A 22,895-nucleotide genomic window follows, 5' to 3' on the forward strand; every position below is an offset into this window, starting at 1 on the left:
ATGAAAAATAGCTTATTAATAAAAGTATTTATTACTTTGCTCTGTGGTACATACCCACTATCGACGTTAGCTCGATCATTAGAAAATGAAACAGCCATTAAAGTTCTATTAGAAAAGGCCAATTATTGGCACAGTAAATCTAACTATGACCTTGCTTACGATGCGCTGAGTAAAGTTTTTGCCATTGAGCAATATAATATTGAAGCATTATATCTAATGTCATATTACAAAATTCAGCAAGGTAAAAAACAAGAAGCGGCTCTCTGGGTTAATAAACTCAAAAAATATGCCCCAGACGATCAGCGGCTTTCACAATTAGCCCAGTTTTCGCCCCGTGAAAATCGTTCCGATGAGATACTCAAAAAAGCCCGAGAATTTGCAACACAAGGTCAGATTGAACAAGCAATACAGGCGTATGACAAATTATTTACGCATAATCCACCTAGTGGTGACTTAGCGATTGAGTATTATGAAACACTCGCTGGCAGTAAAAAACACCTAGAAAAAGCGATCGCTGAGCTAAGAAAAATAGCACAGCAAACACCATCAGATGAGAAGGTACAGCGTATTCTTGCAACGGTATTAACCTATCAAGAGAAAACAAGGCGAGAGGGAATTCAAAAGCTCATCCAGATCGAAAATAAAGATAAGGCGGTGGTTAATTCATTGAAGCAAGCACTACTGTGGTTACAACCCGATGAAAAAGATCTGCCCGCTTACCAGCATTTTATGAATTTATCACCAAATGATAGCCTTGTAATGGAACACTATAACAATCGCATTGGTAACAGTGATATTCGTGCTGGATTTACGCTATTAAATAGAGGTAGCCTTGAACAAGCAAAGCAAAAATTCACACAAGCGCTAACAAATGATCCTAAAAATATCGATGCCACTGCGGGTCTGGGCTACGTGGCGCTCCGTCAAAAAAACTATCAAGAAGCAGAGAAGTTATTAAGTGAAGCGGCTAATAACACAACGGATCATAAAAGAGCCCAATGGTTAAAAGATATCAAAAATATTAACTACTATTCGCAACTAGATAGAGTTAAACAATTAGCGCGTAATCAGCAATTTGATCACGCGATTAGCTTACTTAAAAGTACCAGTGTGAGTGACCCACAGCAGCAACTTGCTCTCAATTTATTACTAGCACAAACCTATCGTGATAAAAAAGACTATGCTAGCGCAGAGTCGTTATATCGGACGCTTCATCAAAACTACCCTAATAATAAAACAGTGAAAGAGCAGCTAGTCTGGTTATTTAACGAACAAAAAAAATATCAAGAATTAGAGCTATTATTACAAACCTTCTCTCCTACTGAGCGCTATGATTATCAGCAAAAAATAAATTTCAGTGAGCAATACCGAAAAAATGCAGAAAAAGCACTTAATAATGGCTTAGTGAATGAAGCGGAAAATATTCTCACACAAGCCATTAATAAAGATCCTCAAAATGCTTGGCTGCACCTCGATTACGCCAGACTGCTACTTAAAAAAGGTGATCATCATAAAGCAAATGCAGTGATGAATAATTTGGTTGCAACCTACCCTTCACCTGCAACTTGGCATAGCGCGATCATTTTGGCAAGCGAGCAAAATCACTGGAAGGATGTATTGAATTTAATTCATAAAATTCCTAGTGGATCACAAACGGCAGAAATAACAGAGCTTAAACATCGCGCTAAATTTAATCAACAAATTGATATTGCCCAACACTACATTGATAGTGGGAATCACAATGCAGCATTAAATACCCTAAAAATAAATATTAAATCATTACCTCAGAACCCAGCCGATATTGGCCGCCTTGCTCAGCTATATATAGATGCGGGTGATAGTCAAATGGCGCTAAATGTGATCCATCAAAACCTATCCGTTGAACCACAAGGAAGCCTAAAAGATTATACACAGCAAATCCTTATCTTACGCCGCTTAGGATACTTTGCAGAAGCAGAGAGCTTGATGAACTCCCCGGCTTTACTCGCCACAACCAGCGAAAAAGAGTTAAATCACATTAGAGCGGGCTACCTCAGCGAACAAGCCGATTTATTTCGCGAAAAAGGTCATCTCAACGAAGCTTGGGAAATATTAGCGCCAGAAATAAAAAATGATCCGAATAATAGCCAACTCTTATTAGCTGTTGCCCGAGTTTATCAATCAAATGATCAACCCGAGCAAGCGAGTGATGTTTATCAATACCTATTAGCTATTTCCCCTAAAAATCAGGATGCATTAATAGGCTTAGTTGATCTAGCGATTAACAATGACGACAGTGTGGCAGCAAGAAAATATTTTGCAGAGATCAAGGCAACCAACAAAACCGATTACCTGATTTTGTCGGCTCGCCTTGCTGAGCTGGAAGGTCATAATACCCAAGCACTCAAATTATTAAAAACAGCACAATGGGGATTAATTCAGCCGCAAGAACAGCCAACTTATTTACCAGTAAATCACCCATTAGCTGGGCAAATACTCATGCACACTCAGCACAATCCTCGCCAAAAGGCCCAGTTAGACCATATTGAAATGATGCTTACAGATTTACAGCAAAAAACATCTGTCGCATTGAATAATACCATTCAGGTAAACAGCCACTCAGGGGAGTCAGGATTAAGCAAATTTACCGAAATCAAAGAGACCCTCACACTCTCTCTTCCACTGCTTGATAATATTAAGTTAGCGCTGAGCGTATCCCCTTCGGTTATTAGTTCAGGCAAAACTCCCGCTGAAAATGCCAGCCTTGTGGGCAGTGGAGCGTTAACGAGAGCCAATCGCCGTAGCCTAGTTGAAAGTGCTTCACGCGCTAATGTACATGCCGATGAAATTAATAGCCGTTCAATTCAAGGCTTAGAATCAAATATTTTATTGAAAGGCGATAACTTTCAATTGGATTTCGGGCATACCAATAGTGATGGCTTAATTGTTTCCTTAGTTGGCGGAGCTGAATGGTCAATTAACACCTCACCACATAGCCAATTAACTTTAGCAGCCGAACGGCGAGCGGTAACTGATAGCCAACTTTCATACAGTGGGCTTAAAGATAGTGTAACAGGTAGAACATGGGGAGCCGTGACACGCAATACGCTGTCAGCACAATACGCATGGGATAATAGCCATTATGGTACTTATGCCAAAGTTGCCGCTAATAAGTATATTGGTACCCACGTTCCTAATAACCAATCTGTTGATCTCAATGCTGGCTCTTATATTTATGGAATAAATGAAAATAATAAAACTCTAAAATTAGGCGCTAATATTCATTATATGGGATTTGATAAAAACCTTAATTATTATACATTAGGGCATGCAGGGTATTTCAGCCCACAGAAATATATTGCAGTTTCATTGCCTATTTCTTATGAGCAAAAATTAGATAATTTATCAGTAAAATTAAACTCCACTGTTGGATATCAATCGTACACGACTGAAAGTGCAGATTATTACCCTACAGATAGACAACTACAAGATGAATTAAACAGTTACACAGATAATGATGAATATATAGATACTCACTATAAAAAGAGCAGTAAAAATGGCATAAGTTATTCTTTTGGCGTAGAGACTAACTATAAAATATCACCATCTTCATTTATTGGAGCGAATGTTAGTTATAATACTTTTGGTAATTATGATGAGACAAAAGCTAATATTTACTTTAAATATTTATTCGACAAAGATATACTAGGAAAATAAAAATGATGTTTGACCAAGATAGTTACTTACAACGTGGTTATAAAACAGGCTGGCATGATTTAATTAATTTTTTATTTTATGAGTTTTCGTCAGGTGAAACTAATGAAGGCTGTAAAACGCTACGGCGAATTGGGAAACAGCTTGGTGAATTACACACTATTGAGAATTCAAGTACATTAAGTCAATTAGAAAAAAATATTAATACTGTTCTAGAAGTGTTCAATTGGGGGTTTGTTAAAATGGCACCCGCAAATAGTGAATTGCTTATTATGCATTGTGCGTGGCCTCACGCGCCTAAATCGGTCAATAAAAAATGGCGTCGAGCTAGCGCTAGTATTTTAGAAGGCTTATATACTCAGTGGTTAACATCGCAAGGTGGTAATAAATCAGTGCCTGTATTGTGGAATGAAAATGCAACTGAAGATATTTTCATATTTCGTTATGCTTTATTTAAATAGATTCATCAAATATAAATTATCATGATTAATAAAACCAAAGAGTTATCAATAAAAAATGAAAAAATCTCATTGGACTTAATCATTGGTCAAACCTGTCTTTTTTTATTAATTGATATATATGGAAGAGTTTCATATGTTAGTCAACGTTTCTTAGAAACTTACAACTACAATCGTGCAGATGTTATTGGATATAAGCCAAGCATAATAAATAATCAGTTGGTTTTAGAAAAAAACAGTCTTGATTATATTTCTAATTATAGTAACACTGAAGATATTATTTTTATAACTAAAGAAAATAAAAAAATATTTTTTATAGCTAGATTAATGGAGATAGAAGAAAATAGCAACAATGTCTATCATTACTGTCTTATTTTATCTGAAGTAACAAGGCTAATAGCAGCTAAGAATAAACTCTCTTTCCAAGTATACCATGACCCTCTAACTGGACTATTAAACAGATATGGTTTTTATAGAAAAGGCAAAGAAGCTCTTAAATTAGCCAAAAATAGTAAAACAGAATGCTATTTGGCGCTTATTGACATTGATAAATTTAAAAAAATAAACGATACCTTTGGTCATGATTATGGTGATCGACTATTAAAACAGTTCACTAAAAATGTAAAAAAGCACTTACCGAGTGAGGTTATTTTTGCTCGATTAGGTGGCGATGAATTTGTGTTAATGGTGAATGACATACATCATCATCATGCAGAATCTATCTTTTGGGAGCTGGTTCACTTTATGGGGACTTATTCATATTGCCATTTAGAAGGAGAAGTATCGAATATCAATATTAGTGTCGGCATTGCACAATACCCGCGTGATGGTGAGCGTTTAGGGAGTTTAGTAAAAAATGCCGATATAGCCTTATACCATGCGAAAAAACAAGGAGGAAATCAAATAAAGAAATGTATTTAGGTTTAACTATATAGCTGTTTTAACTAATAAAATTTAAAACCGTACTTAGTTGAAAACTACACTCAACAAGTAAAGATTATAATAAATATTTTATTTATCAAGGATTATATATGTTGAAAGCTGTCATACCTGTTGCGGGGTTAGGTACTCGCATGCTACCAGCAACAAAAGCGATACCTAAGGAGATGTTACCTCTTGTAGATAAACCTATTATACAATACATAATAAAAGAATGTTATATGGCGGGTATCAATGAAATTATATTTGTTACTCATTCATCTAAAAATTCAATTGAAAATCATTTTGATACCTCTTTTGAATTAAAATCGTTATTAGAACAAAAAGGGAAAGAGCAATTACTCAATGAAATAAATGGTATTTGCCCTGAAAATTTAAAAATTATGCATGTTAGACAAGGCTGTGCAAGCGGTCTAGGCCATGCGATATTATGTGCTCAGCCTTTTATTGGTGATAATGATTTTATTGTTGTTTTACCAGACGTCATTATTAATGAATATGATTGTAATTACGCATCTGATAATTTACCCGCAATGATTGACCGCTTTTACTCGACAGGAAAAAGCCAAATATTAATTGAACAAGTCAATATCGAGCATGTCGAAAATTACGGGATTGTAGATTGCCATAATGAGGTTACTCATAGCGGAGAGTTTAATAATATCTATGCGATTGTAGAGAAACCACATAAAGAGAGTGCGCCATCAAACTTAGCTATTGTTGGCCGTTATGTTTTAAGTAAAGAGATTTGGCCATTGCTGGCAAAAACACCTATTGGTAAGAGTAATGAAATCCAACTGACGGATGCATTATCCATGCTTCTGAAAACCCATGCTATCGAAGGTTATCACATAAAGGGGCGTTCTCATGATTGTGGCGATAAAATGGGGTATATGAAAGCGTTCTTTGAATATAGTCGTCAGCATCAAACATTTGGCTCACAGTTTCATCGCTGGTTGAAAGATTCGGTAGAAACTGTTTAATCATAACGCCTATTTATAGGGTAGATTTTATGAATCAACAAAATCCAATCGCTAGTCTGATTTTTAGTTATATGCCTAATGCGAGATCTTGTTCTTTATTTTTTATATTTGTTTGTTATTCAAATAGATATAACAACTTTAAAAATCAGGATTGGATTTTTATTGCTAACAGAATAAGAAGATTACAATTAATCATGTTAATTCTTTTTTATTAAAAAAGTATGGGTCGTATTGAGAAATATTTTACCTCTGTCTGAATAAACTTATCTGATAATGATATCTCCTATGTAATACCTTAACAATGATGGATTAATTCGAGATTTCATTATGAATGAGTTTAGTCATCAGCTAAGTAAAACTGACTTCATTGAAAACAGATGTTTTATTATCCCATTACTTTAATGATTTTTGTTTAATTTTTATTAGTACTCATTCTCAGTCATGTAAGCAATGGACAATAACAACGAAATTTGATTTTTAAACCACAGCAGAGGCAACAAAATGAATATTAGAGATTTCGAGTATTTAAACGCATTAGGTAAGTTTCTTAACTTTAAAAAAGCGGCTCAATATTGCAATGTAGCTCAACCAACCTTAAGTATTCAGATTGGTAAACTAGAAAACACACTCGGCTGTTTTCTGCTAGAAAGAACCACCCGTCGGGTTAACTTTACACCTTTGGGTCTACAAATCTTAGAGCACAGCAAGATTATTTTAAAAGAGATAGAAGAAATTAAAGCCATTGCACAGCAATCTACAAATAATAATATAAAAACTTTTCATATTGGCATTTCTGATTCATTACCAGAGTATTTTGCCTCCTACATTACAGAAGCCGTCTTAGCAAGTGACCCTAATATTAACTTAATAGTCACGGTGGATAGCTCAGAGGAACTGTTTGCCCAACTCGCCTCGATGTCCTTAAACTTGCTGATCGTTTCTTCAACAAAATGCTCCGATAACTTTATTTCAGCCTCCTTGATAAGCTTCCCTATAAACCATCAATTTGTCACCCAAAAAGGACATAGTACAGAGCAGCCAACGAGTATTTTAGGTTCGTATTCAGAAATAAAATCTAAAATCTGTTTTCGAAATGGCGATAGAAATATGGATAACTACTTGCACATTGGTAACTTAATCAATGAATCGATAGATCTTTTATTGAAAAAAAACCATATCGCCTAGCGCTTCTCTTACTGGAACTCAGCGTGCTACATATCGAAAACTCAATCTTCGCTATTGTAGTACGCTTAACCTAAGAGAAGTTTTAGCACCGACAACGTCTTGCAATGCAACTTTTTGTTAACTTTATTATTGTCATCGGTTCTCGATAGAGAAAGATCAGCACACCTTTTTTTCTTCCTAGGAAAAGTACTTTTTCTTTTAAAAATCACTGATAAAGCAATTTTTATTGGTAGTTTTTTTATCAAAAAATCCTGTAAAATTTAAACTCATTAAGTAGTTAATAAATTTTAATTTATTGAATTAAATGATTATTTTTATAGTGCATCGATCATTTGTTAATATTAAAAATACTACCGTGATCACATTCTTATCATAAACTCTCTTTTTCAACGAAAAGTACCAGCGATCCTTTCTAAAGTCTCTTTCTTATTTTTAAATAAAAAGCTTCAATTAAGAAACACAAAATAAACATAAAATTAACATAATCCAGATGCCAGCGAAAATATGTACCCTATGATGCGCCGGCGCTGTTTGTGAGATAACGAGGTAGACATGAAACCAGAAGATTTTCGCTCAGATGCCAAACGCCCATTTAACAGCCAAGAATATTTAAAAAGCCTACAAGATGGCCGTGAAATTTATATCTATGGTGAGCGTGTTAAAGATGTCACCACTCACCCAGCATTTCGTAATTCAGCCGCTTCAATAGGACAGTTATATGATGCACTCCATGATAAAGCAACTCATGACAGCCTTTGCTGGGGAACAGATACCGGAAACGGCGGCTATACACACAAATTCTTCCGTTTCGCCACCAGCGCCGATGAACTGCGCCAACAACGTGACGCCATCGCTGATTGGTCACGCCAAAGCTATGGATGGATGGGACGCACTCCAGACTATAAGGCGGCATTCGCCAGTTGTTTAGGGGCTAACCCAGAATATTACGGCCAATTCGCTGATAACGCGCGTAATTGGTATAAACGTATTCAAGAAAGTGGGCTTTATTTTAACCATGCGATTGTTAATCCACCAATCGATCGCCATAAACCTGCTGATGAAGTAAAAGATGTCTATATCAAGCTGGAAAAAGAAACTGATGCAGGTATTATCGTCAGCGGCGCAAAAGTGGTTGCCACTAACTCCGCCCTAACTCACTACAACTTTATCGGTTTCGGCTCTGCACAAGTGATGGGGGATAACCCTGATTTTGCACTGATGTTCGTCGCACCAATGGACGCTGATGGTGTGAAACTAATTTCACGCGCATCATACGAATTAGTTGCTGGCGTAACAGGCGCACCTTTTGACTACCCACTATCAAGCCGTTTTGATGAAAATGATGCGATATTAGTCATGGATCATGTGTTGATCCCATGGGAAAACGTATTAATTTATCGTGATTTTGATAGAGCGCGTAATTGGGCTGTACAAGGTGGTTTCGCTCGCTTGTTCCCATTACAAGCCTGCGTGCGTTTAGCGGTTAAATTGGATTTCATTACAGGCTTACTGCAAAAAAGCCTTGAATGTACTGGAGTTGTCGACTTCCGTGGTGTACAAGCAGACTTAGGTGAAGTGGTCGCATGGCGTAATTTATTCTGGTCACTTACCGATGCAATGACTTCGGAAGCGAAGGCTTGGGAAGGCGGAGCCTATCTGCCAGATACGCAAGCAATCCAAACTTATCGCGTAATGGCACCAATGGCCTATACGAAAATCAAGAATATCATAGAAAGTAATGTCACCAGTGGTTTGATATATCTACCATCCAGTGTGAAAGACATGAACAACCCAGAAATCGATAAGTATCTGGCAAAATATGTGCGTGGCTCTAACGGTATGGATCATGTAGAACGTATCAAGGTGTTAAAGCTAATGTGGGATGCGATTGGAAGCGAGTTTGGCGGACGTCATGAGCTTTATGAAATCAACTATGCGGGTAGTCAGGACGAAATTCGTCTGCAATGTCTACGCCATGCTTATGGTTCGGGTAATATGAAAGCAATGACAGATATGGTTGACCGCTGCCTGTCTGATTACGATCAGCATGGTTGGAAACGCCCACACCTGCATAACAACAACGATATTAATAAGTTAGATTCGCTGCTGAAATAATCGGCAGCAGGAGGTCAATATGTCTTTAGAAAATGAACATCGCCTGCGTTTCAGAGATGCGATGGCAAGTCTTGGTGCAGCAGTTAATATAGTCACCACGGATGGCACAGCAGGTTGCTGCGGTATTACTGCAACAGCAGTCTGTTCAGTCACGGACACGCCACCCACTTTGATGGTGTGTGTTAACCGCAACAGCGCTATGAATGCGGTCTTTCAAGAAAATGGCCGCCTGTGTGTCAATATCCTTAACCATGAACAAGAAGAGATGGCGTGCCACTTCGCGGGAATGAAAGGCTCTACAATGGAAGAGCGCTTTGCTTGGAGCATCTGGGATAAAGGTATTTTGCAACAACCATTATTGAAAGATGCACTTGCTAACCTAGAGGGTGAAATAACCCAAGTGCAAGACATTGGTACGCATTCTGTTTATTTGGTTGAAATGAAGCAGATTATCGTGAGAGAAGAAGGTCACGGGTTAATTTACTTCAAACGTAAATTCCACCCAGTTATGCACCAGACATTAGCAGTAACCGCATAACGGATTAAACCATCAATATGCTTAGAGGGGCTATGCGATATAGCCCCTCTTTTTGATCCAACGCTAAGAAAGTCCTTTCTAAGCAATATGTTCCTACCGATACAGTCACCCTTCTTTTTTTCAATATCCCAACAAACACTATGTAATTATATTGACTGCCTAAATACAAATTAGTCATGTTTATAATTTTTCTAAATCAATACATTAGTACAAATCTATCTTTTATTGTTAATGTTTAGTTATTTTATTGAATGATAATAATTATTATTTACAATCTCATTACCGATTGATCTTTAACAATAATGGCTATGAAAAATGACACTATGAAGCCTGTCACTCGGCTTCTTCAATTAATGATTGGTGTGAGTCCGTTTATGGCAAGCGGCATGATGACTGCACAGAGTGCAACTCAAGAACCAACACAACTAGGCCCTCTCAAAGTTTCCGCAAAATCACAAAAGGAGCTAGATGCTGAATATCCTTATTTGCAGCTTGGCTCCTCGTCCTATATTGATGGCAAAACCGTTGAGAGATTCCGAGGTAATTCAGCAGCCGATTTTCTACGTGGCGTCAGTGGCGTCCATCTTGGGGATATTCGTAATGGCGGAGCGTTAGATGTCAATATTCGCGGTTTACAAGGCCAAAGCCGCGTTCCCGTTATTGTCGACGGTACGCAGCAATCCATTGATGTTTACCGTGGTTACGCTGGTGTACAGCAACGCAGCTATTTAGACCCCGACTTGATTAGCCATGTTACCATCGACAAAGGTCCTACCCTTGCGACAGATGGCGCGGGAGCTATCGGAGGAGCGGTGCGGGTCACAACCTTACAACCTGCTGATGTTATTCCGAAAGGTGAAACTTTTGGGGTACGTTTAAGAGGGGGGCTTGCCAATAACACGGTCTCAGAACGATCCGGTTTTTATACTAAAACCAAAGAGAGTAATGACGCCAATCCGTGGCCGAATATGAATAGCCGCTTTGGTAGTGTCGCTATCGCAACAGATCAGGATCGCTATCAATTACTTGCAGCTTACGCCTACCGTAATCAAGGTAACTATTTTGCAGGTAAAAACGGCGCGAAACGCTATCGTGACGCCCATTATTCGTCAACGGGTGGCACGGGGATGACAACAGCCGCGGTGATTGACGCCTATCCTGCTGGAAAAGAGGTTCTTGATACCCATAGCCGTAGTGAATCTTGGTTAGTCAAAGGGGCTGGCGAGCTTACTGATACCCAAAAACTTGAGTTAATTTATCGCCGTTATGACGCTAAATGGGGTGAAATCATGCCATCGATGATTACAACCCCCAATAGCAAAGGGGAATCTAATCAATTTATCCCGAGTAAAATTACCATTGATTCATTATCAGCAAAGCACAATTTTGATCCGGATAATGATTGGGTCAATTTGACCTCTGAATTGTGGTATACCCACTCAGTCAGCCGTATGTACAATGCAAATATCGGTAACGTTCCTGTTTTCGATCAAAGTACTGAGCAGCGTCCAGACCCACAAAGTGAAGAGTACAAACAAGGGCTATTATCCGATATTAAAGCGGATAGATATGGCGTGAATTTAACCAACCGCTCAACGTTCGAAAATCGTCTTGGTGAGTTTAATTTAACAATTGGTGGTGCTTTCCAGTATGAAGATACCGGCCCTAATTCACCTGTCCTAAAAGAAAATCTGCAAAAAAACTATTTCTTGCGCAGTGGTGTTCGCAAAGAGTATAGCTTATCAAGCTCCCTAGAATATAAACCCGTGAATTGGTTAACAGTTCAAGTTGGAGGGCGTTATACCGAATATCATGTTAGAGATAGAAACAGCACCGCTTATGCGGCGAAATCTCGCACTCAAGAGTACACGTTTGCTCGCTTAAAGAAAAACGGTGAATATTTCACCAAATGGCCTGAAAGCTGGTATATGGAGTGGTGGCCTGATGAACAAGGAAACTACACGTTAGACTCTTTAAAGAAAACCCCATACGCAAACACAACGCTTGGCGAAAAGTATGACTTTGATGGTTATGACCCTGACCCAAGAGGGGAAAAAGGTTATCTGAAAAAAGAAGTCACCACAGAATACGCTTACACCAAACCTATTGAGCGGAAAGGAAGCGATTTCAGCCCACAGGTAGGGCTGGCATTTCACCTTGATGACAATAGTCAAATCTATGTTAAATACAGTGAAGCCGTTAAGAACCCAACTATCTTTGAGTCAACTTTAGGCAACTGGACCTCAATGCCGTCTGCTGATTTAAAACCAGAGAAAAACAAAGTTCTTGAAATCGGTGCATCAACTGTACAAAACTCACTATTTACCGAAGAAGATAAACTTGCCGCTAAGGTATCCTGGTTTAAGAGTGACTTACATGACATGATCACTCGAGGCTATCACCCAAATAACGCTTCTTGGTTCATAGAGAATGTGGATCTTTATAAAACATCCGGTATTGAATATAGCTTAGCTTATGATCAAGGTCGCTTCTATGCTGATGTATCGGGTAACTACTATTTAGAAGCCACAACGTGTGATACGAAAACTGCTGAGCGTTTTCGTCAGTACGCTTATGGCGATCCTAATACCCCAAACTGTGTGAATGGTGGTTTTGGCACCTCGTTAGTTAATATCACTAACCCACCCAAATACAGCATCAATACAACACTTGGGGTGAGGCTACTTGATGAACGCAACTTAGATATTGGCGTTCGCCGTATCTATAATAGCGGTCCTACTCATAAGTTAAACCGTTCATGGAATACCGTTGGGATGACGGGAACCCAGTTAATTTATTTATCAACCGTGACTTATGATGCTTACGCTAATTATCAGTTCAACCCTAATGCGGATATCAACCTTACCGTCACTAACCTCACTAATGAATACTATGTTGATCCAATGGCGCTTAGCTTGATGCCTGCGCCAGGTAGAACGGTTTCAGTTGATTTTACTTATCGCTTTTAAATAACAATTCCTGCCCAAGGAGTGGGCAGGAAGATGACAATTAAGCTTCGATTTTTTTCATATAACGATAGTGAGAAAAGGTGACTAATAATGCAACAAATGCAATACCAGCCCCTAGCATAAACCCGCCAGAATAGCCTACCGCCGCCGTTAGCCCCACCAGCATCATTGAGCTAGCCAATTCACCAATATCACGAGTACTCTGTACTGCTGTCATATCCGTTCCTGCTTGCGTATAGCGAGAAGCGAATTGCATACCTGCGGTCATAATCGCCACAGAAGTGACACCGGAAGATAATGAACCAAGTGTGATACAGGTAGCCACTAATGCCATTGATACGCCGCTCATCGACTGGAATGTCCATAATAGCGATGAGAGTAATGCGAATAATAGGCCAAATGAGAATGCGCGCCAGACGCCGATTTTACCAATCAACCAAGCGCCGCCCCCACAACCTAACACTAACGTGACCATGCCACCTGCCATTCCCATTTTCCCAATCTGAGCCAGCGACCAACCTGTATCATTTAAGAATAATTTTGCCAAACCAAAACCAGAAACGGCGGTCACCGCAGAAAGTAAGGTTAGCAGCAGTAGACGAGGTGCACCTTGACGCTTAAAGGTTTTTAATAAGCTCGCTTTTTCATCTTCCTGAATGGCTTGTGATGTTTTTAATGGGCACAACGAAATAAAAAACAGACTTAACAACGGCACACAAGCCAAAATCGCTAATGCCATATGCTGACCCAATGACTCACTCATAATCATCAGCCCTGCACCACCAATAAAAAAGCCAGCCATCACGCCCGCTATCTGCACGGCATTGATTTTTGATAGCATTGAGCCGCTGACTTGCTCTGCCGCCATACCGTCGGTGGCAATATCTTGTGTCGCACTCGCTAAAGAAGCAATAAATAGCAATACAACACAAGCCAGTGCATTTTCCACAGAGAAACCAATAAAGCTAAGTGCAAACATGGTGAGTGTCACGATAACCTGCATAGGAATAATCCAGCTCTTACGACGTCCTAACCGTTTTCCCCAATGGTTATCAACAAAAGATGCCCATAAAAATTTTACTACCCAAGGTAAGCCCACAAGTGGCAAAAATGCGAGTACCTTTAACTCACCACCATCATGTCGTAAAAAGGTAGGTAGAGCATCCATCGCAATCCCCATCGGTATACCTTGAGCGAGGTATAACAATCCTAAGGTCATCACCAGTTGTTTATTCTGTAACAGATCTTTCATATCCACTCCGACCACTTTTTTGTGTCGCAGATAACTTAGCCACACATCCAAGTGTTAATAACAAAAACAAGCCACAAAATAGCAGCATGACATCAATACGGTTAAAGCCAGCAGGCTGCTGCCATAACGAGAAAATAAATGCGATGAAAAAGAGTAAAGTTGATAAAGCAGCAATTAAAATCAGCATCTTGCGAGCATTTTTAATCACTAGACAGAGGATAAAAATGCCTCCCCAGCACAGGAAAAAAGCACTTATTGGCAATGTTAATGACAGAGACATCACAACCAGCAATGCGCTTACTGACAGCAACAGTCCACCACAGCATCCAACGATCCCCCCGGCAATCCGCGAGGCAGCATGCCGCCAACACCACATTGCCAACCCACTCGCTACCAAGACACAGCCACTAAATCCCGCGATAAAATGCAAAACGCTAAATAGCGTTTCGACGTTTGGTAGCCATTGATACTGGCCATAATGCAGTGGTTGAATACTGATAAAAGCACGAGTCCAGAAAGCGTGATCAGAGGAGTCTCGAACACCAACAAGCCGCCCTTCATTCAAATCAAAACGATATTGCTCAAAGTTAGCACTACCCGGTTGCCCCGCGTGTACTCCACCAATCACCAATGAATCGCCTTGGCGCATCAAGGTTTGTGGCGTAAAAGAGGGATAAGTTTGTTTAAGCCACTCGAATACTTGCTCTGGTTGATGCTCGCGTAGAACTACTTGGTGGTTATCAACCTTACGAAAGCCCCCCATCAATTGCTGCATGACCAACTGTGGATTATCAGGGCTTACACTTGATGCCAAGCCAACGGTTCCTAACGCACCTAACCCTGAAAGCGCCCCTGTCACAGCAAATAAAATTAGCCATGGATAGCACCATAATCCCAGCCAATTATGCAGATCATGAATAAATAAGCGTAAATTCAGCCGACGCGGTAAGCGCATCATCGAAGCTAGCTTGCGGCGGTTAATAATAAAGCCGCTAATTAACAGTACTGCCAACGCAAAACCAAATAGGCTAATCAGAATACGTCCTGGAAAATCAATAAATAGGTTTTTATGCAATGTGACCAGCCACATTGCAGGAGTATTCTGCGCTAAAGCTTGGCCCGTAATGGCACTATAGCTGTTATCGCACTGCCCCATCCCAAGGCAAAAAGTGATGGTAGGATTGGCTGATTGAGGTAACTGCACCAATGCAGCCTCTGGCTGTAACGTTAGTAATTGTGATAGCGGCAGGAGTTCTCCTGAAAGGGGCGCTTTATTCCACCAAAGACGTAAAGCATCACTTCCTAAGCTCCAAGTGCCACTTAGCATAATCACAAATAAAAAAACGCCCAAAAATGCACCCGCACTACGATGTAGATCGGACATTCTGCGCGTCAGTGGGACTTTCATTGTCCTCCCCCCCACAGCAATAACCACAATAGAGGAAGCGGCCACCATCCGTAACTGCGTAATAACATTTGTCGCCAGCTACTCGCGGTAAAGCTGTAGACAAACATCCCCATGGTGCAAAAAACGGCAAGAAAAACTGCTCCATACAAGCGGTTTAGAAGATCATCCGAAGGGTAAATGCGAACGAATAATAGGGAGAGAACAACTCCCCCTATTAAAGTGCCAATGATGGAAATCGCACTGACTAATTTCATTAAAAATCAGCCTTTACAGTCAACATCACGTTACGAGGTTCGCCGTAACGGTTATTCCATTGTGGAGAGAAAAGACCTGAATAATAGCGGCGATCGAATAAGTTATTCACATTGACCGCTGCGCTCCACGTTTCGTCAATTTGATACCCCAAACGCGTATTAAAGAGTGCATAACCCCCTTGACGTAAAGTGACATTGCCGTTGGTGGTACTATAAGCACTTTGTGCTTGCATACCGCCCCCAATGCTCCATTTACGTTCATCCCAAGGAAGATCGTAGTTGGTCCATACACGTAACATATGACGAGGCGTTAACGTGTTGTAGGCATTACCTTTGTTTTGGCTATCATCGCGATATTTGGTGTCTGTATAGGTGTAGCCGACAGAGACATCCCAAAATGGCGTAATATAGCCAACACCTTCTAATTCAAAACCTTGGCTACGTACTTTGCCCCCACTAATAAAGTAATTATCAAAGCCTCCCGTCGGGTGATCAGGGTCAACTTGAGGATTGTTTTTGATATCTATCTGATAGATAGCCCCTGATAAGTTCAAGCTACCGTTGAGTAATCCCGCTTTAATCCCCGTCTCTAGCGTTTGCCCTTCAACGGGTTTCAGCATTTTACCACTCCAGGTTTTCGCGGTTTGAGGCTGATAAACGGTTGAATAGCTGCTATACCAAGACCAATCTTTTGCAAAATCCCAAATCACACCGCCATAAGGGGTGATCCGGCCATTTTCAGTAAATTTAGACGTTGGCGATTTCAATTCCCACCAGCTATCGCGAGCCCCAATGATCACCGTGACAGGCTCTACAACCTTAATGCGCCCCATACCATAAACGCCTTTTTGAGTTGTTTTCGTTGCACCTGGAGAGCTATAAGGCCCGACATTAGGCTTAGGTACGCTGTGTGGATCCCAGCGATAGACGTTCACGGGAACATTCAGTGAAGGGTCAAATTCCGCGCTATACTGCTTTTCACTCGCATGCGAGTAATTAACCCCCATAATCACATCATGCTTCTGCCCCCAGCCTTCAACCTTACCATTCAAGCTTGTATCAAGACTGATTTGTTCATTGCGGAATTTATAAGCGCCCCCCATCAGCATGGCGCCATCCCCAGTTTCAGGGTCGATATTGCCCCATGCACCTGCATAAATTAGGCGAGCATTAACATGTTGATATTCAGTATTGAGTTTGTATTGCCAATCATCATTGATCTGGTGCTCAATCGCAGCAAAGGTGCGTGTGGTATCCCATTTAAAACGGTCCCAATCCACATCAAGGTAGGTTTTACGTGGAAGATGCAAATCACGACCATCTTTCCCCATAGGTACGCCAGCCATATTGGTGACTGAATCGATAGTTTGATATTGTGCACCAACACGTAATAAAGTATCAGGGGTGAGATCCGCATCAACCGTCGCGTACATTAAACGTGTTTTTTGATCGGATACATCATAGAAGAAATCCTTATCCTCCCACGCCATCACAAATCGCCCACGCACACTGCCTGCTTCATTGAGTAATCCACCAACATCCGCTTCACCGCGATAACGGTTCCAACTCCCCGCTGTTAAGCTGAGTTTCGCCATATCTTCCTTTGGTGCATGTTTGCGAACCATATTGACCGTCGCAGCAGGGTTTCCCATTCCATGAAGTAGCCCATTGGAGCCACGTAAGATCTCAACACGCTCATACACCGCCATATCTTGCGGTGAACTCGCCATATTACCGAGCAACGCTGGCACACCATCAATTTCAAAGGAGTCAATTTGGAAGCCACGTACATAGTAGGCGGTCGTTAACTTGACGTAAGGGGCACTCGTTACCCCTGTGGCTCTTTGCATAACATCGTCAAGGGTTTGTAGGTTTTGCTTTTCGATTTGCTCGCGGTCAATAACACTGACAGATTGTGCAACTTCTCTTGGTTTTAGGGCTATTTTGCCTAATGTTGTGACGCCAGGCTCCACATAATCGTCATCAGCACTGGAGGTCGTTGTTACTTGCATGACATCATGCTTAGGTTGCGAGCTTTGTTCTGCCCCTGCTGATAAAGCCCATGGAGCAGTTGCTAAAAACAGTGCGCAAGGGGCAAGTTTTAGCCCTTTTAAGCGCTTAGCATTATGAACGGACAACATTTTCTACCCTAAAAAGTTAAATGATAATTGTTATCAATTTAGCAATTAATGGGGTGGGATACTTTCGAATGCCGGATTTTGTCTATCGCTATCCGGCAATAACTAACGTTTTTTGAGTTGATTTGGTGAGATGCCAAAGCGCTTACGAAAAGCGACGGAGAAGTGAGCGGGAGTATAGCCAACCTGATAAGCTACGGTAGAAATATTCGCATCATGGACGCTCAATAGCTGATAAGCCGTTTCCAATCGATACTCTTGCAACCAACCGTAAATACTATTACCAAACAGTTGGCGAAACCCTTGCGTTAACTTACGAGTATTCATACCAACACGCTTCGCTAATTCATCCAAGCTAGGCGGGGATTCTAACTCCTGCATTAAGATAGATTTCGCTATCTGCAAATTATCAATATCACGTTGACGCAATTTAGGCGCTATTTGCGATGGCTCATGTAAAAAGTGATCTAAGCATAACGCTGTAATTTCAGTTACTTTAGCGCATAAGTAGAGCTGATGTAATGATGGATGAGTAGGACAGGCAAATAGCTGCTGTGTCATTGCTAGTACACTTGCAGGAATTGAAAAATGTAATAATTGAGCTTTACTTGGATGATAGCAGCTTTCAGGTAACTTTAATTGATGTTGTTCCAACCATTCAGGTGAAATATCGATCATCGTATATTTCATCGGTTGGCAGGCGCGAAACAGGTTGCATAGCTGGTAATTTTTCTGGCTGCCAGAGAGTATCAATGAGGGTGAATTAACCTCGACATTATGTCCAGAGCTGCTACGACAACCCATTGCGCCTTGATGTATGGCCACTAACTTCAGGCCTGCCTGTTGTTCTTCATTAATCCCCAGATCATGTGGGATCACAAACTCACCGCGACTGATGCGCACAAAAGGCCCAACAGTATAATCTTCGCGGTTAGAATGCGCTTGATTAAGTTTATCTTCAGAACGTTGCTGCATGATTTTTTTCGAAACAAAGGCGATGTACTGACTATCTTGTCAAATAAATAAGAAAATAACAATCATTATCATTTGCAAATTGTGCAATGCCAATTATTTTAGATTGAATAATCTGGCGTAATGCTTTGGATTAAGACGTAAAAATAACAACAAGGTTATCAAGATCATCAAAATATGCGCTATCCAAACCAAAGCAAAACTTTGGCTTACCTCATGTAACCAAGCAGCAAATAGAGGCCCAAAGGCCGCGATAATAAACCCGCCAGCTTGCATCAAAGAGGTTAATGCCCCCGCACTCTCAGGGTGCGGAAGATGATCAAGAGAAGCAATAATACTCAATGCAAAACACCCACCTAACCCAATACCGATTAAACAAACCCACAAAAAAGCGAATAACTGAGGGAAAAACACTAACCCTGTAAACCCGATCATTTGGCTACATAATGTCACAATCAGCCAAAATCGACGGTCAATATTGTGAGAAGCAAGAATGGGAATTAACAAAGCAGAGAGGGCTTGAAACACGCTCAGTAAGGCAACCAGTGAACCACTATCAGCACTGCTCATACCTTGCTCAATAAAAAATGGCGCTAACCATGTGACTACCGTTCCATATCCTGCATTAACAAGGCCAAAACCAACCATGAGTAGCCAAGCCCTCGGCTTCGCTAAAAAGACAAAAACCGATCCTCGCCCATGGTTTTGATGCGTGGCTGATGAATCGATATTAACGACAACGGCGATTAGTGCAAATAAAGCGGGTAATGCCATCCATGCTAAAGCAATTTGCCAATGTCCTGAGGCTGTTGTACATGATTGTGCCATCTCGTTACAAGAAATATTGGCAAGCATCGGGGTCAACTGTGCCCCCATCGCCCCACCCGCCATTAACATCGCGGAGTATAGCCCCGTCATCGCGGCCATTTTTTGTGGGAAACGTAATTTAATTAGTCCCGGAAATACCGCTTGAATATACGCAGCTCCCACACCACAAATAAAAGCGGTGATTAAGAGCTGCTCTCCATTAGTCACAAATAGACGCGATAAAGAGCCGATAAGCAACAATAACATCGCAAGGCTAAGCCCAACTCGCTCACCTAGCCTTTGGTTCAAGGCAGGAACAATTAAAGCGCCAACCCCCATTAATAGCATCGGTAACAGCGTCAGTAATGAAATGCTTTGGTAAGTCATCCCCGTAGTTTGGATAATCCCCTCGATCAGTGGACCTGGCCCCGTGATAAAGGGCCGTAAATTGATCCCGACTAATACGATGGTCATAACCAAACCTAATGAAGCGGTTTTATGCCCAGCCATTAATGTTGTTGTTCCCGCCAGAAAGTATAAAGCGCGGATTGAGCCTCATTTTCGGGTTTTAATTGAATAAAAGTCAGCCCATGTTGTTGCTGTGGCTCGACTCTCAGTGATTGGGCGATAGCCTCTGTCGATAAACCAAATGGCTCTGCATCTTGATTTGAATACGCATAAACAATCCGCGAAATCCCCGCCATACGCATCGCAGCTAAACACATTGGGCATGGCTGACCACTCGCAAATACCACACAATCTTCTAACCGAGTGCGTTTTAAGGTTTCGCCTGCTTGACGTAGCGCCATTAGCTCTGCGTGAGCCGTTGGATCGTTCAGCTCAAGCATCTGATTAACACCTGTTGCAACCACTGCGCCATCACGCACAATCACGGCGCCAAATGGCCGGCCACCAGCTTTAACATTCTCTTTAGCCAGTGAAATAGCTTGTTGTAAAAATTGTTTATCTTGCATTATTTCGCTCCTGAACGTTCAAGGATTTCAACCAAGTTGCTATATCCTTTCTGCTTTGCCAACGTCAATGGAGAATTGCCTGACGCATCTGCTAAATTAACATCAGCACCACCTTTGATAAGTTGCGTCACAATCGTGGCATATTTTTCGCTGCCATCACCGAGTATGATAGCTTCTATTAATGCCGTCCAACCAAGTCTATTTACATGGTTAACATTAACACCGGCATCAATTAGGGTTTGCACAGTTTTCACGTGACCGCGTTCAGCAGCGGGGATCAATGCGGTTCCCCCATAGCGGTTAGTACTTGCTAGATCTGCACCATTTTCTAGTGTCATCTCTAGAATTTCTTGTAGCCCTCTGGCCCCCGCATACAGATAAGGTGAATCTTGGATTGCATCACGGGCATTGACGTTAGCCCCCTGCTCGATTAGAAAGCGAGCCACTTCGATTTGATTGGCATGTGTCGCTGCCATTAAAGGAGTACGTAAACGTAAATCACGCTGTTCAATATTTGCACCTTGCTTAAGGGCTTGAGTCACCCCAGAAAGATCCCCTTTTTCAGCAAGAGTCACCAACGACGATGAGTCTACTTGTGCAAATGATTTTGCCATTAATATCAGTGACATACTAAGAATACCTAACATATAAGCTAACCACTTGGTCGTTAAACACCATTTTTTCATTGTGCTCCTCCTTTGTCGTCTATTTAATCTACTGAAAATATATGCTATTTAAAAATTAAATATTTAAATGTCAGGTATCTATAAAATGAATACATTGCTGAATTTTATTCTACTTAAGACCTTTATTACTGTGGCAGAAACCGGTAATTTCACCGTCGCTTCACAACATTTAAACTCAACTCAATCCACGCTAAGCCAGCAAATCCAACGCTTAGAGGCTTTGGTTGGACAGCCTTTATTTATCCGTGGTCATCGTATGCTCACACTGACGGAAACCGGCGAAGTACTTTTCAGTTATGCAAAGAAGATCATCGCGCTCAACGATATGTTTTTTATGAAAATCACGGGAAATGCGGTGATCCAAACGCTGCGCTTAGGTTTTCCGGAAGATTTTGCTTCAGGGCAAGTAACCCCGACTCTCGCCGCTTTTATGCATGAACACCCCAATATTCGTTTAGAGGTCACAAGTGGTCTTAGTCGCCAGTTATATCAACACTACCAGCAAGGAGCGCTTGATTTGATTATCGTTAAGCAGCGCAAGGGGGAATTTAAGAGTGATTATCGCTGGCCGGAGCCGCTATGTTGGCTAACGAGCGCCAATAATGAGTATTTAAATGCCGATTCTTTGCCTTTGATTGTTTTCCCTGAAAATGGCTTGTATCGTAACGATATGTTCCGCTTACTGGATATTGAACAGCGCCCTTGGCATATAACTTACACCTGTTCAAGCCTTGCAGGTATTCAAAGTGCCATTGCTGATGGGCTTGGGATCAGCTTACTGCCGTTACGCGCTAAGTTACCACAACATCGGATCCTGACGGAGCAAGAAGGTTTCCCCGCCGCCGAAGAGATGGAAATAGCGATGCATGTCCACGATAGTTCCGACTCGATTAAGGTGTTAGCAGAACGGTTGGCAAGACAGCTTGAACAACTTTGATAAAGAACATGATATGCAGAAACTCTTTGATCACCTAATCACGCTAGAAAAAAAGCTACATCATTATTCAAATAGAGATAATTTAGAATTTCTTGAAAATATTCTGCACCCAGCGTTTTTAGAATTTTGCCGCTCTGGTGTGAGCGCCGATAAAACAGAGACACTTTTAGCCCTCACCCAAGCTAATAATTTATTGGAAATTCACTCCGAAAATTTCCAATGTGCACAGATAGATGCGAATACAGTGCTCATCACCTATTTAAGTTTTCAACTTGATAATGAGATACGTATTAAACAAACACTACGTTCATCGATTTGGAGCAAAAATCATCACAACCAATGGCAGCTCCGTTTCCACCAAGGAACACCAAGCTCGTTATAAATGCTTTTTTGCTGCATCGTAAACGTCATTACGATTACACTTTCCTATGACATATAAACAAATTTCGTTTATTTACTCTATGCAATTTCATGGCTACTATTTTATTTGTTTATTGAAAATAATATCTAATAAATTTAAATAGTTAATGGAATAAATAAAAGGAAATTAAAATGAAAAGACACCCTATTCGGCCTAACTACGACCC

At 40.8% G+C, this 22,895-nt stretch carries 18 protein-coding genes; 10 read left to right on the plus strand and 8 right to left on the minus strand.

Annotation, left to right across the window (positions count from 1 at the left end; genetic code table 11):
* The 8 genes from PR675_RS17355 (at position 1) to PR675_RS17390 (ending at position 12,880) form a co-directional block, all read left to right on the plus strand.
* On the plus strand, positions 1-3,696 hold the full coding sequence (locus PR675_RS17355) for a cellulose synthase subunit BcsC-related outer membrane protein (RefSeq protein ID WP_052038352.1): 3,696 nt from the start codon (positions 1-3) through the stop codon (positions 3,694-3,696).
* A gap of 2 nt (positions 3,697-3,698) precedes the next feature.
* A complete protein-coding gene (gene bcsD / locus PR675_RS17360) occupies positions 3,699-4,154 on the plus strand; it encodes a cellulose biosynthesis protein BcsD (protein ID WP_272582827.1) in 456 nt (151 codons plus the stop codon).
* Between the two features lie 21 nt (positions 4,155-4,175).
* Positions 4,176-5,072 carry a sensor domain-containing diguanylate cyclase gene (locus PR675_RS17365; RefSeq protein ID WP_163885826.1) on the plus strand — a complete coding sequence of 299 codons (897 nt, stop codon included), beginning with the start codon at positions 4,176-4,178 and terminating at the stop codon, positions 5,070-5,072.
* A 110-nt stretch (positions 5,073-5,182) separates the two neighbouring features.
* Positions 5,183-6,073, plus strand: a complete 891-nt coding sequence (gene galU, locus PR675_RS17370; protein ID WP_040132854.1) for a UTP--glucose-1-phosphate uridylyltransferase GalU — start codon at positions 5,183-5,185, stop codon at positions 6,071-6,073.
* Positions 6,074-6,574: 501 nt separating this feature from the next.
* Complete coding sequence (locus PR675_RS17375) at positions 6,575-7,258, plus strand: LysR family transcriptional regulator (protein ID WP_272582828.1); 684 nt, start codon at positions 6,575-6,577, stop codon at positions 7,256-7,258.
* Positions 7,259-7,810: 552 nt separating this feature from the next.
* Positions 7,811-9,373 (plus strand): 4-hydroxyphenylacetate 3-monooxygenase, oxygenase component, encoded by a 1,563-nt coding sequence (gene hpaB, locus PR675_RS17380; RefSeq protein WP_004927302.1) that lies wholly within the window; start codon positions 7,811-7,813, stop codon positions 9,371-9,373.
* A 19-nt stretch (positions 9,374-9,392) separates the two neighbouring features.
* A complete protein-coding gene (gene hpaC, locus PR675_RS17385) occupies positions 9,393-9,911 on the plus strand; it encodes a 4-hydroxyphenylacetate 3-monooxygenase, reductase component (protein ID WP_004927299.1) in 519 nt (172 codons plus the stop codon).
* A gap of 308 nt (positions 9,912-10,219) precedes the next feature.
* Positions 10,220-12,880, plus strand: coding sequence for a TonB-dependent receptor domain-containing protein (locus tag PR675_RS17390; RefSeq protein ID WP_232074367.1), 2,661 nt, complete (start codon positions 10,220-10,222; stop codon positions 12,878-12,880).
* Positions 12,881-12,920: 40 nt separating this feature from the next.
* Here the strand turns inward: PR675_RS17390 and PR675_RS17395 are convergent, their stop codons facing one another.
* The 8 genes from PR675_RS17395 to PR675_RS17430 all read right to left on the minus strand — a co-directional run bounded on the left by PR675_RS17395 (position 12,921) and on the right by PR675_RS17430 (position 21,371).
* Positions 12,921-14,132, minus strand: coding sequence for a RhtX/FptX family siderophore transporter (locus PR675_RS17395; protein WP_036941737.1), 1,212 nt, complete (start codon positions 14,130-14,132; stop codon positions 12,921-12,923).
* Positions 14,110-15,540: a PepSY-associated TM helix domain-containing protein gene (locus PR675_RS17400; RefSeq protein WP_036941739.1), complete on the minus strand. Its 1,431-nt coding sequence runs from the start codon at positions 15,538-15,540 to the stop codon at positions 14,110-14,112. The genes PR675_RS17395 and PR675_RS17400 overlap by 23 nt, the downstream gene beginning before the upstream one ends.
* A complete protein-coding gene (locus PR675_RS17405; protein ID WP_014656748.1) occupies positions 15,537-15,794 on the minus strand; it encodes a hypothetical protein in 258 nt (85 codons plus the stop codon). The genes PR675_RS17400 and PR675_RS17405 overlap by 4 nt, the downstream gene beginning before the upstream one ends.
* Entirely contained in the window at positions 15,794-17,935 is a 2,142-nt protein-coding gene (locus PR675_RS17410) for a TonB-dependent siderophore receptor (RefSeq protein WP_014656749.1), read from the minus strand. The genes PR675_RS17405 and PR675_RS17410 overlap by 1 nt, the downstream gene beginning before the upstream one ends.
* A 102-nt stretch (positions 17,936-18,037) precedes the next feature.
* The gene (locus tag PR675_RS17415) at positions 18,038-18,907 is read right to left on the minus strand and encodes a helix-turn-helix domain-containing protein (RefSeq protein WP_004927282.1); all 870 of its coding nucleotides are present in this window, start codon (positions 18,905-18,907) and stop codon (positions 18,038-18,040) included.
* Between the two features lie 93 nt (positions 18,908-19,000).
* Positions 19,001-20,221: a cyanate transporter gene (locus PR675_RS17420; RefSeq protein WP_040132852.1), complete on the minus strand. Its 1,221-nt coding sequence runs from the start codon at positions 20,219-20,221 to the stop codon at positions 19,001-19,003.
* Complete coding sequence (locus PR675_RS17425; protein WP_036941744.1) at positions 20,221-20,685, minus strand: nucleoside deaminase; 465 nt, start codon at positions 20,683-20,685, stop codon at positions 20,221-20,223. The genes PR675_RS17420 and PR675_RS17425 overlap by 1 nt, the downstream gene beginning before the upstream one ends.
* Entirely contained in the window at positions 20,685-21,371 is a 687-nt protein-coding gene (locus PR675_RS17430; protein ID WP_014656752.1) for an ankyrin repeat domain-containing protein, read from the minus strand. The genes PR675_RS17425 and PR675_RS17430 overlap by 1 nt, the downstream gene beginning before the upstream one ends.
* An 85-nt stretch (positions 21,372-21,456) precedes the next feature.
* On the opposite strand from PR675_RS17430, the gene PR675_RS17435 reads away from it, so the two are divergent.
* Positions 21,457-22,308: a LysR substrate-binding domain-containing protein gene (locus PR675_RS17435; protein ID WP_014656753.1), complete on the plus strand. Its 852-nt coding sequence runs from the start codon at positions 21,457-21,459 to the stop codon at positions 22,306-22,308.
* 13 nt (positions 22,309-22,321) lie between these two features.
* A complete protein-coding gene (locus tag PR675_RS17440; protein ID WP_223854846.1) occupies positions 22,322-22,690 on the plus strand; it encodes a nuclear transport factor 2 family protein in 369 nt (122 codons plus the stop codon).
* Positions 22,691-22,895 lie beyond the last annotated feature (205 nt).

Source organism: Providencia sp. PROV261 (assembly GCF_028477945.1).
Classification (GTDB): Bacteria; Pseudomonadota; Gammaproteobacteria; order Enterobacterales; family Enterobacteriaceae; genus Providencia; species Providencia stuartii.

Coding starts and splice junctions, on each gene's coding strand:
- PR675_RS17355 (WP_052038352.1), top strand. CDS start 1: ATGAAAAATAGCTTATTAATAAAAGTATTTATTACTTTGCTCTGTGGT.
- bcsD (WP_272582827.1), top strand. CDS start 3,699: ATGATGTTTGACCAAGATAGTTACTTACAACGTGGTTATAAAACAGGC.
- PR675_RS17365 (WP_163885826.1), top strand. CDS start 4,176: ATGATTAATAAAACCAAAGAGTTATCAATAAAAAATGAAAAAATCTCA.
- galU (WP_040132854.1), top strand. CDS start 5,183: ATGTTGAAAGCTGTCATACCTGTTGCGGGGTTAGGTACTCGCATGCTA.
- PR675_RS17375 (WP_272582828.1), top strand. CDS start 6,575: ATGAATATTAGAGATTTCGAGTATTTAAACGCATTAGGTAAGTTTCTT.
- hpaB (WP_004927302.1), top strand. CDS start 7,811: ATGAAACCAGAAGATTTTCGCTCAGATGCCAAACGCCCATTTAACAGC.
- hpaC (WP_004927299.1), top strand. CDS start 9,393: ATGTCTTTAGAAAATGAACATCGCCTGCGTTTCAGAGATGCGATGGCA.
- PR675_RS17390 (WP_232074367.1), top strand. CDS start 10,220: ATGAAAAATGACACTATGAAGCCTGTCACTCGGCTTCTTCAATTAATG.
- PR675_RS17395 (WP_036941737.1), bottom strand. CDS start 14,132: ATGAAAGATCTGTTACAGAATAAACAACTGGTGATGACCTTAGGATTG.
- PR675_RS17400 (WP_036941739.1), bottom strand. CDS start 15,540: ATGAAAGTCCCACTGACGCGCAGAATGTCCGATCTACATCGTAGTGCG.
- PR675_RS17405 (WP_014656748.1), bottom strand. CDS start 15,794: ATGAAATTAGTCAGTGCGATTTCCATCATTGGCACTTTAATAGGGGGA.
- PR675_RS17410 (WP_014656749.1), bottom strand. CDS start 17,935: ATGTTGTCCGTTCATAATGCTAAGCGCTTAAAAGGGCTAAAACTTGCC.
- PR675_RS17415 (WP_004927282.1), bottom strand. CDS start 18,907: ATGCAGCAACGTTCTGAAGATAAACTTAATCAAGCGCATTCTAACCGC.
- PR675_RS17420 (WP_040132852.1), bottom strand. CDS start 20,221: ATGGCTGGGCATAAAACCGCTTCATTAGGTTTGGTTATGACCATCGTA.
- PR675_RS17425 (WP_036941744.1), bottom strand. CDS start 20,685: ATGCAAGATAAACAATTTTTACAACAAGCTATTTCACTGGCTAAAGAG.
- PR675_RS17430 (WP_014656752.1), bottom strand. CDS start 21,371: ATGAAAAAATGGTGTTTAACGACCAAGTGGTTAGCTTATATGTTAGGT.
- PR675_RS17435 (WP_014656753.1), top strand. CDS start 21,457: ATGAATACATTGCTGAATTTTATTCTACTTAAGACCTTTATTACTGTG.
- PR675_RS17440 (WP_223854846.1), top strand. CDS start 22,322: ATGCAGAAACTCTTTGATCACCTAATCACGCTAGAAAAAAAGCTACAT.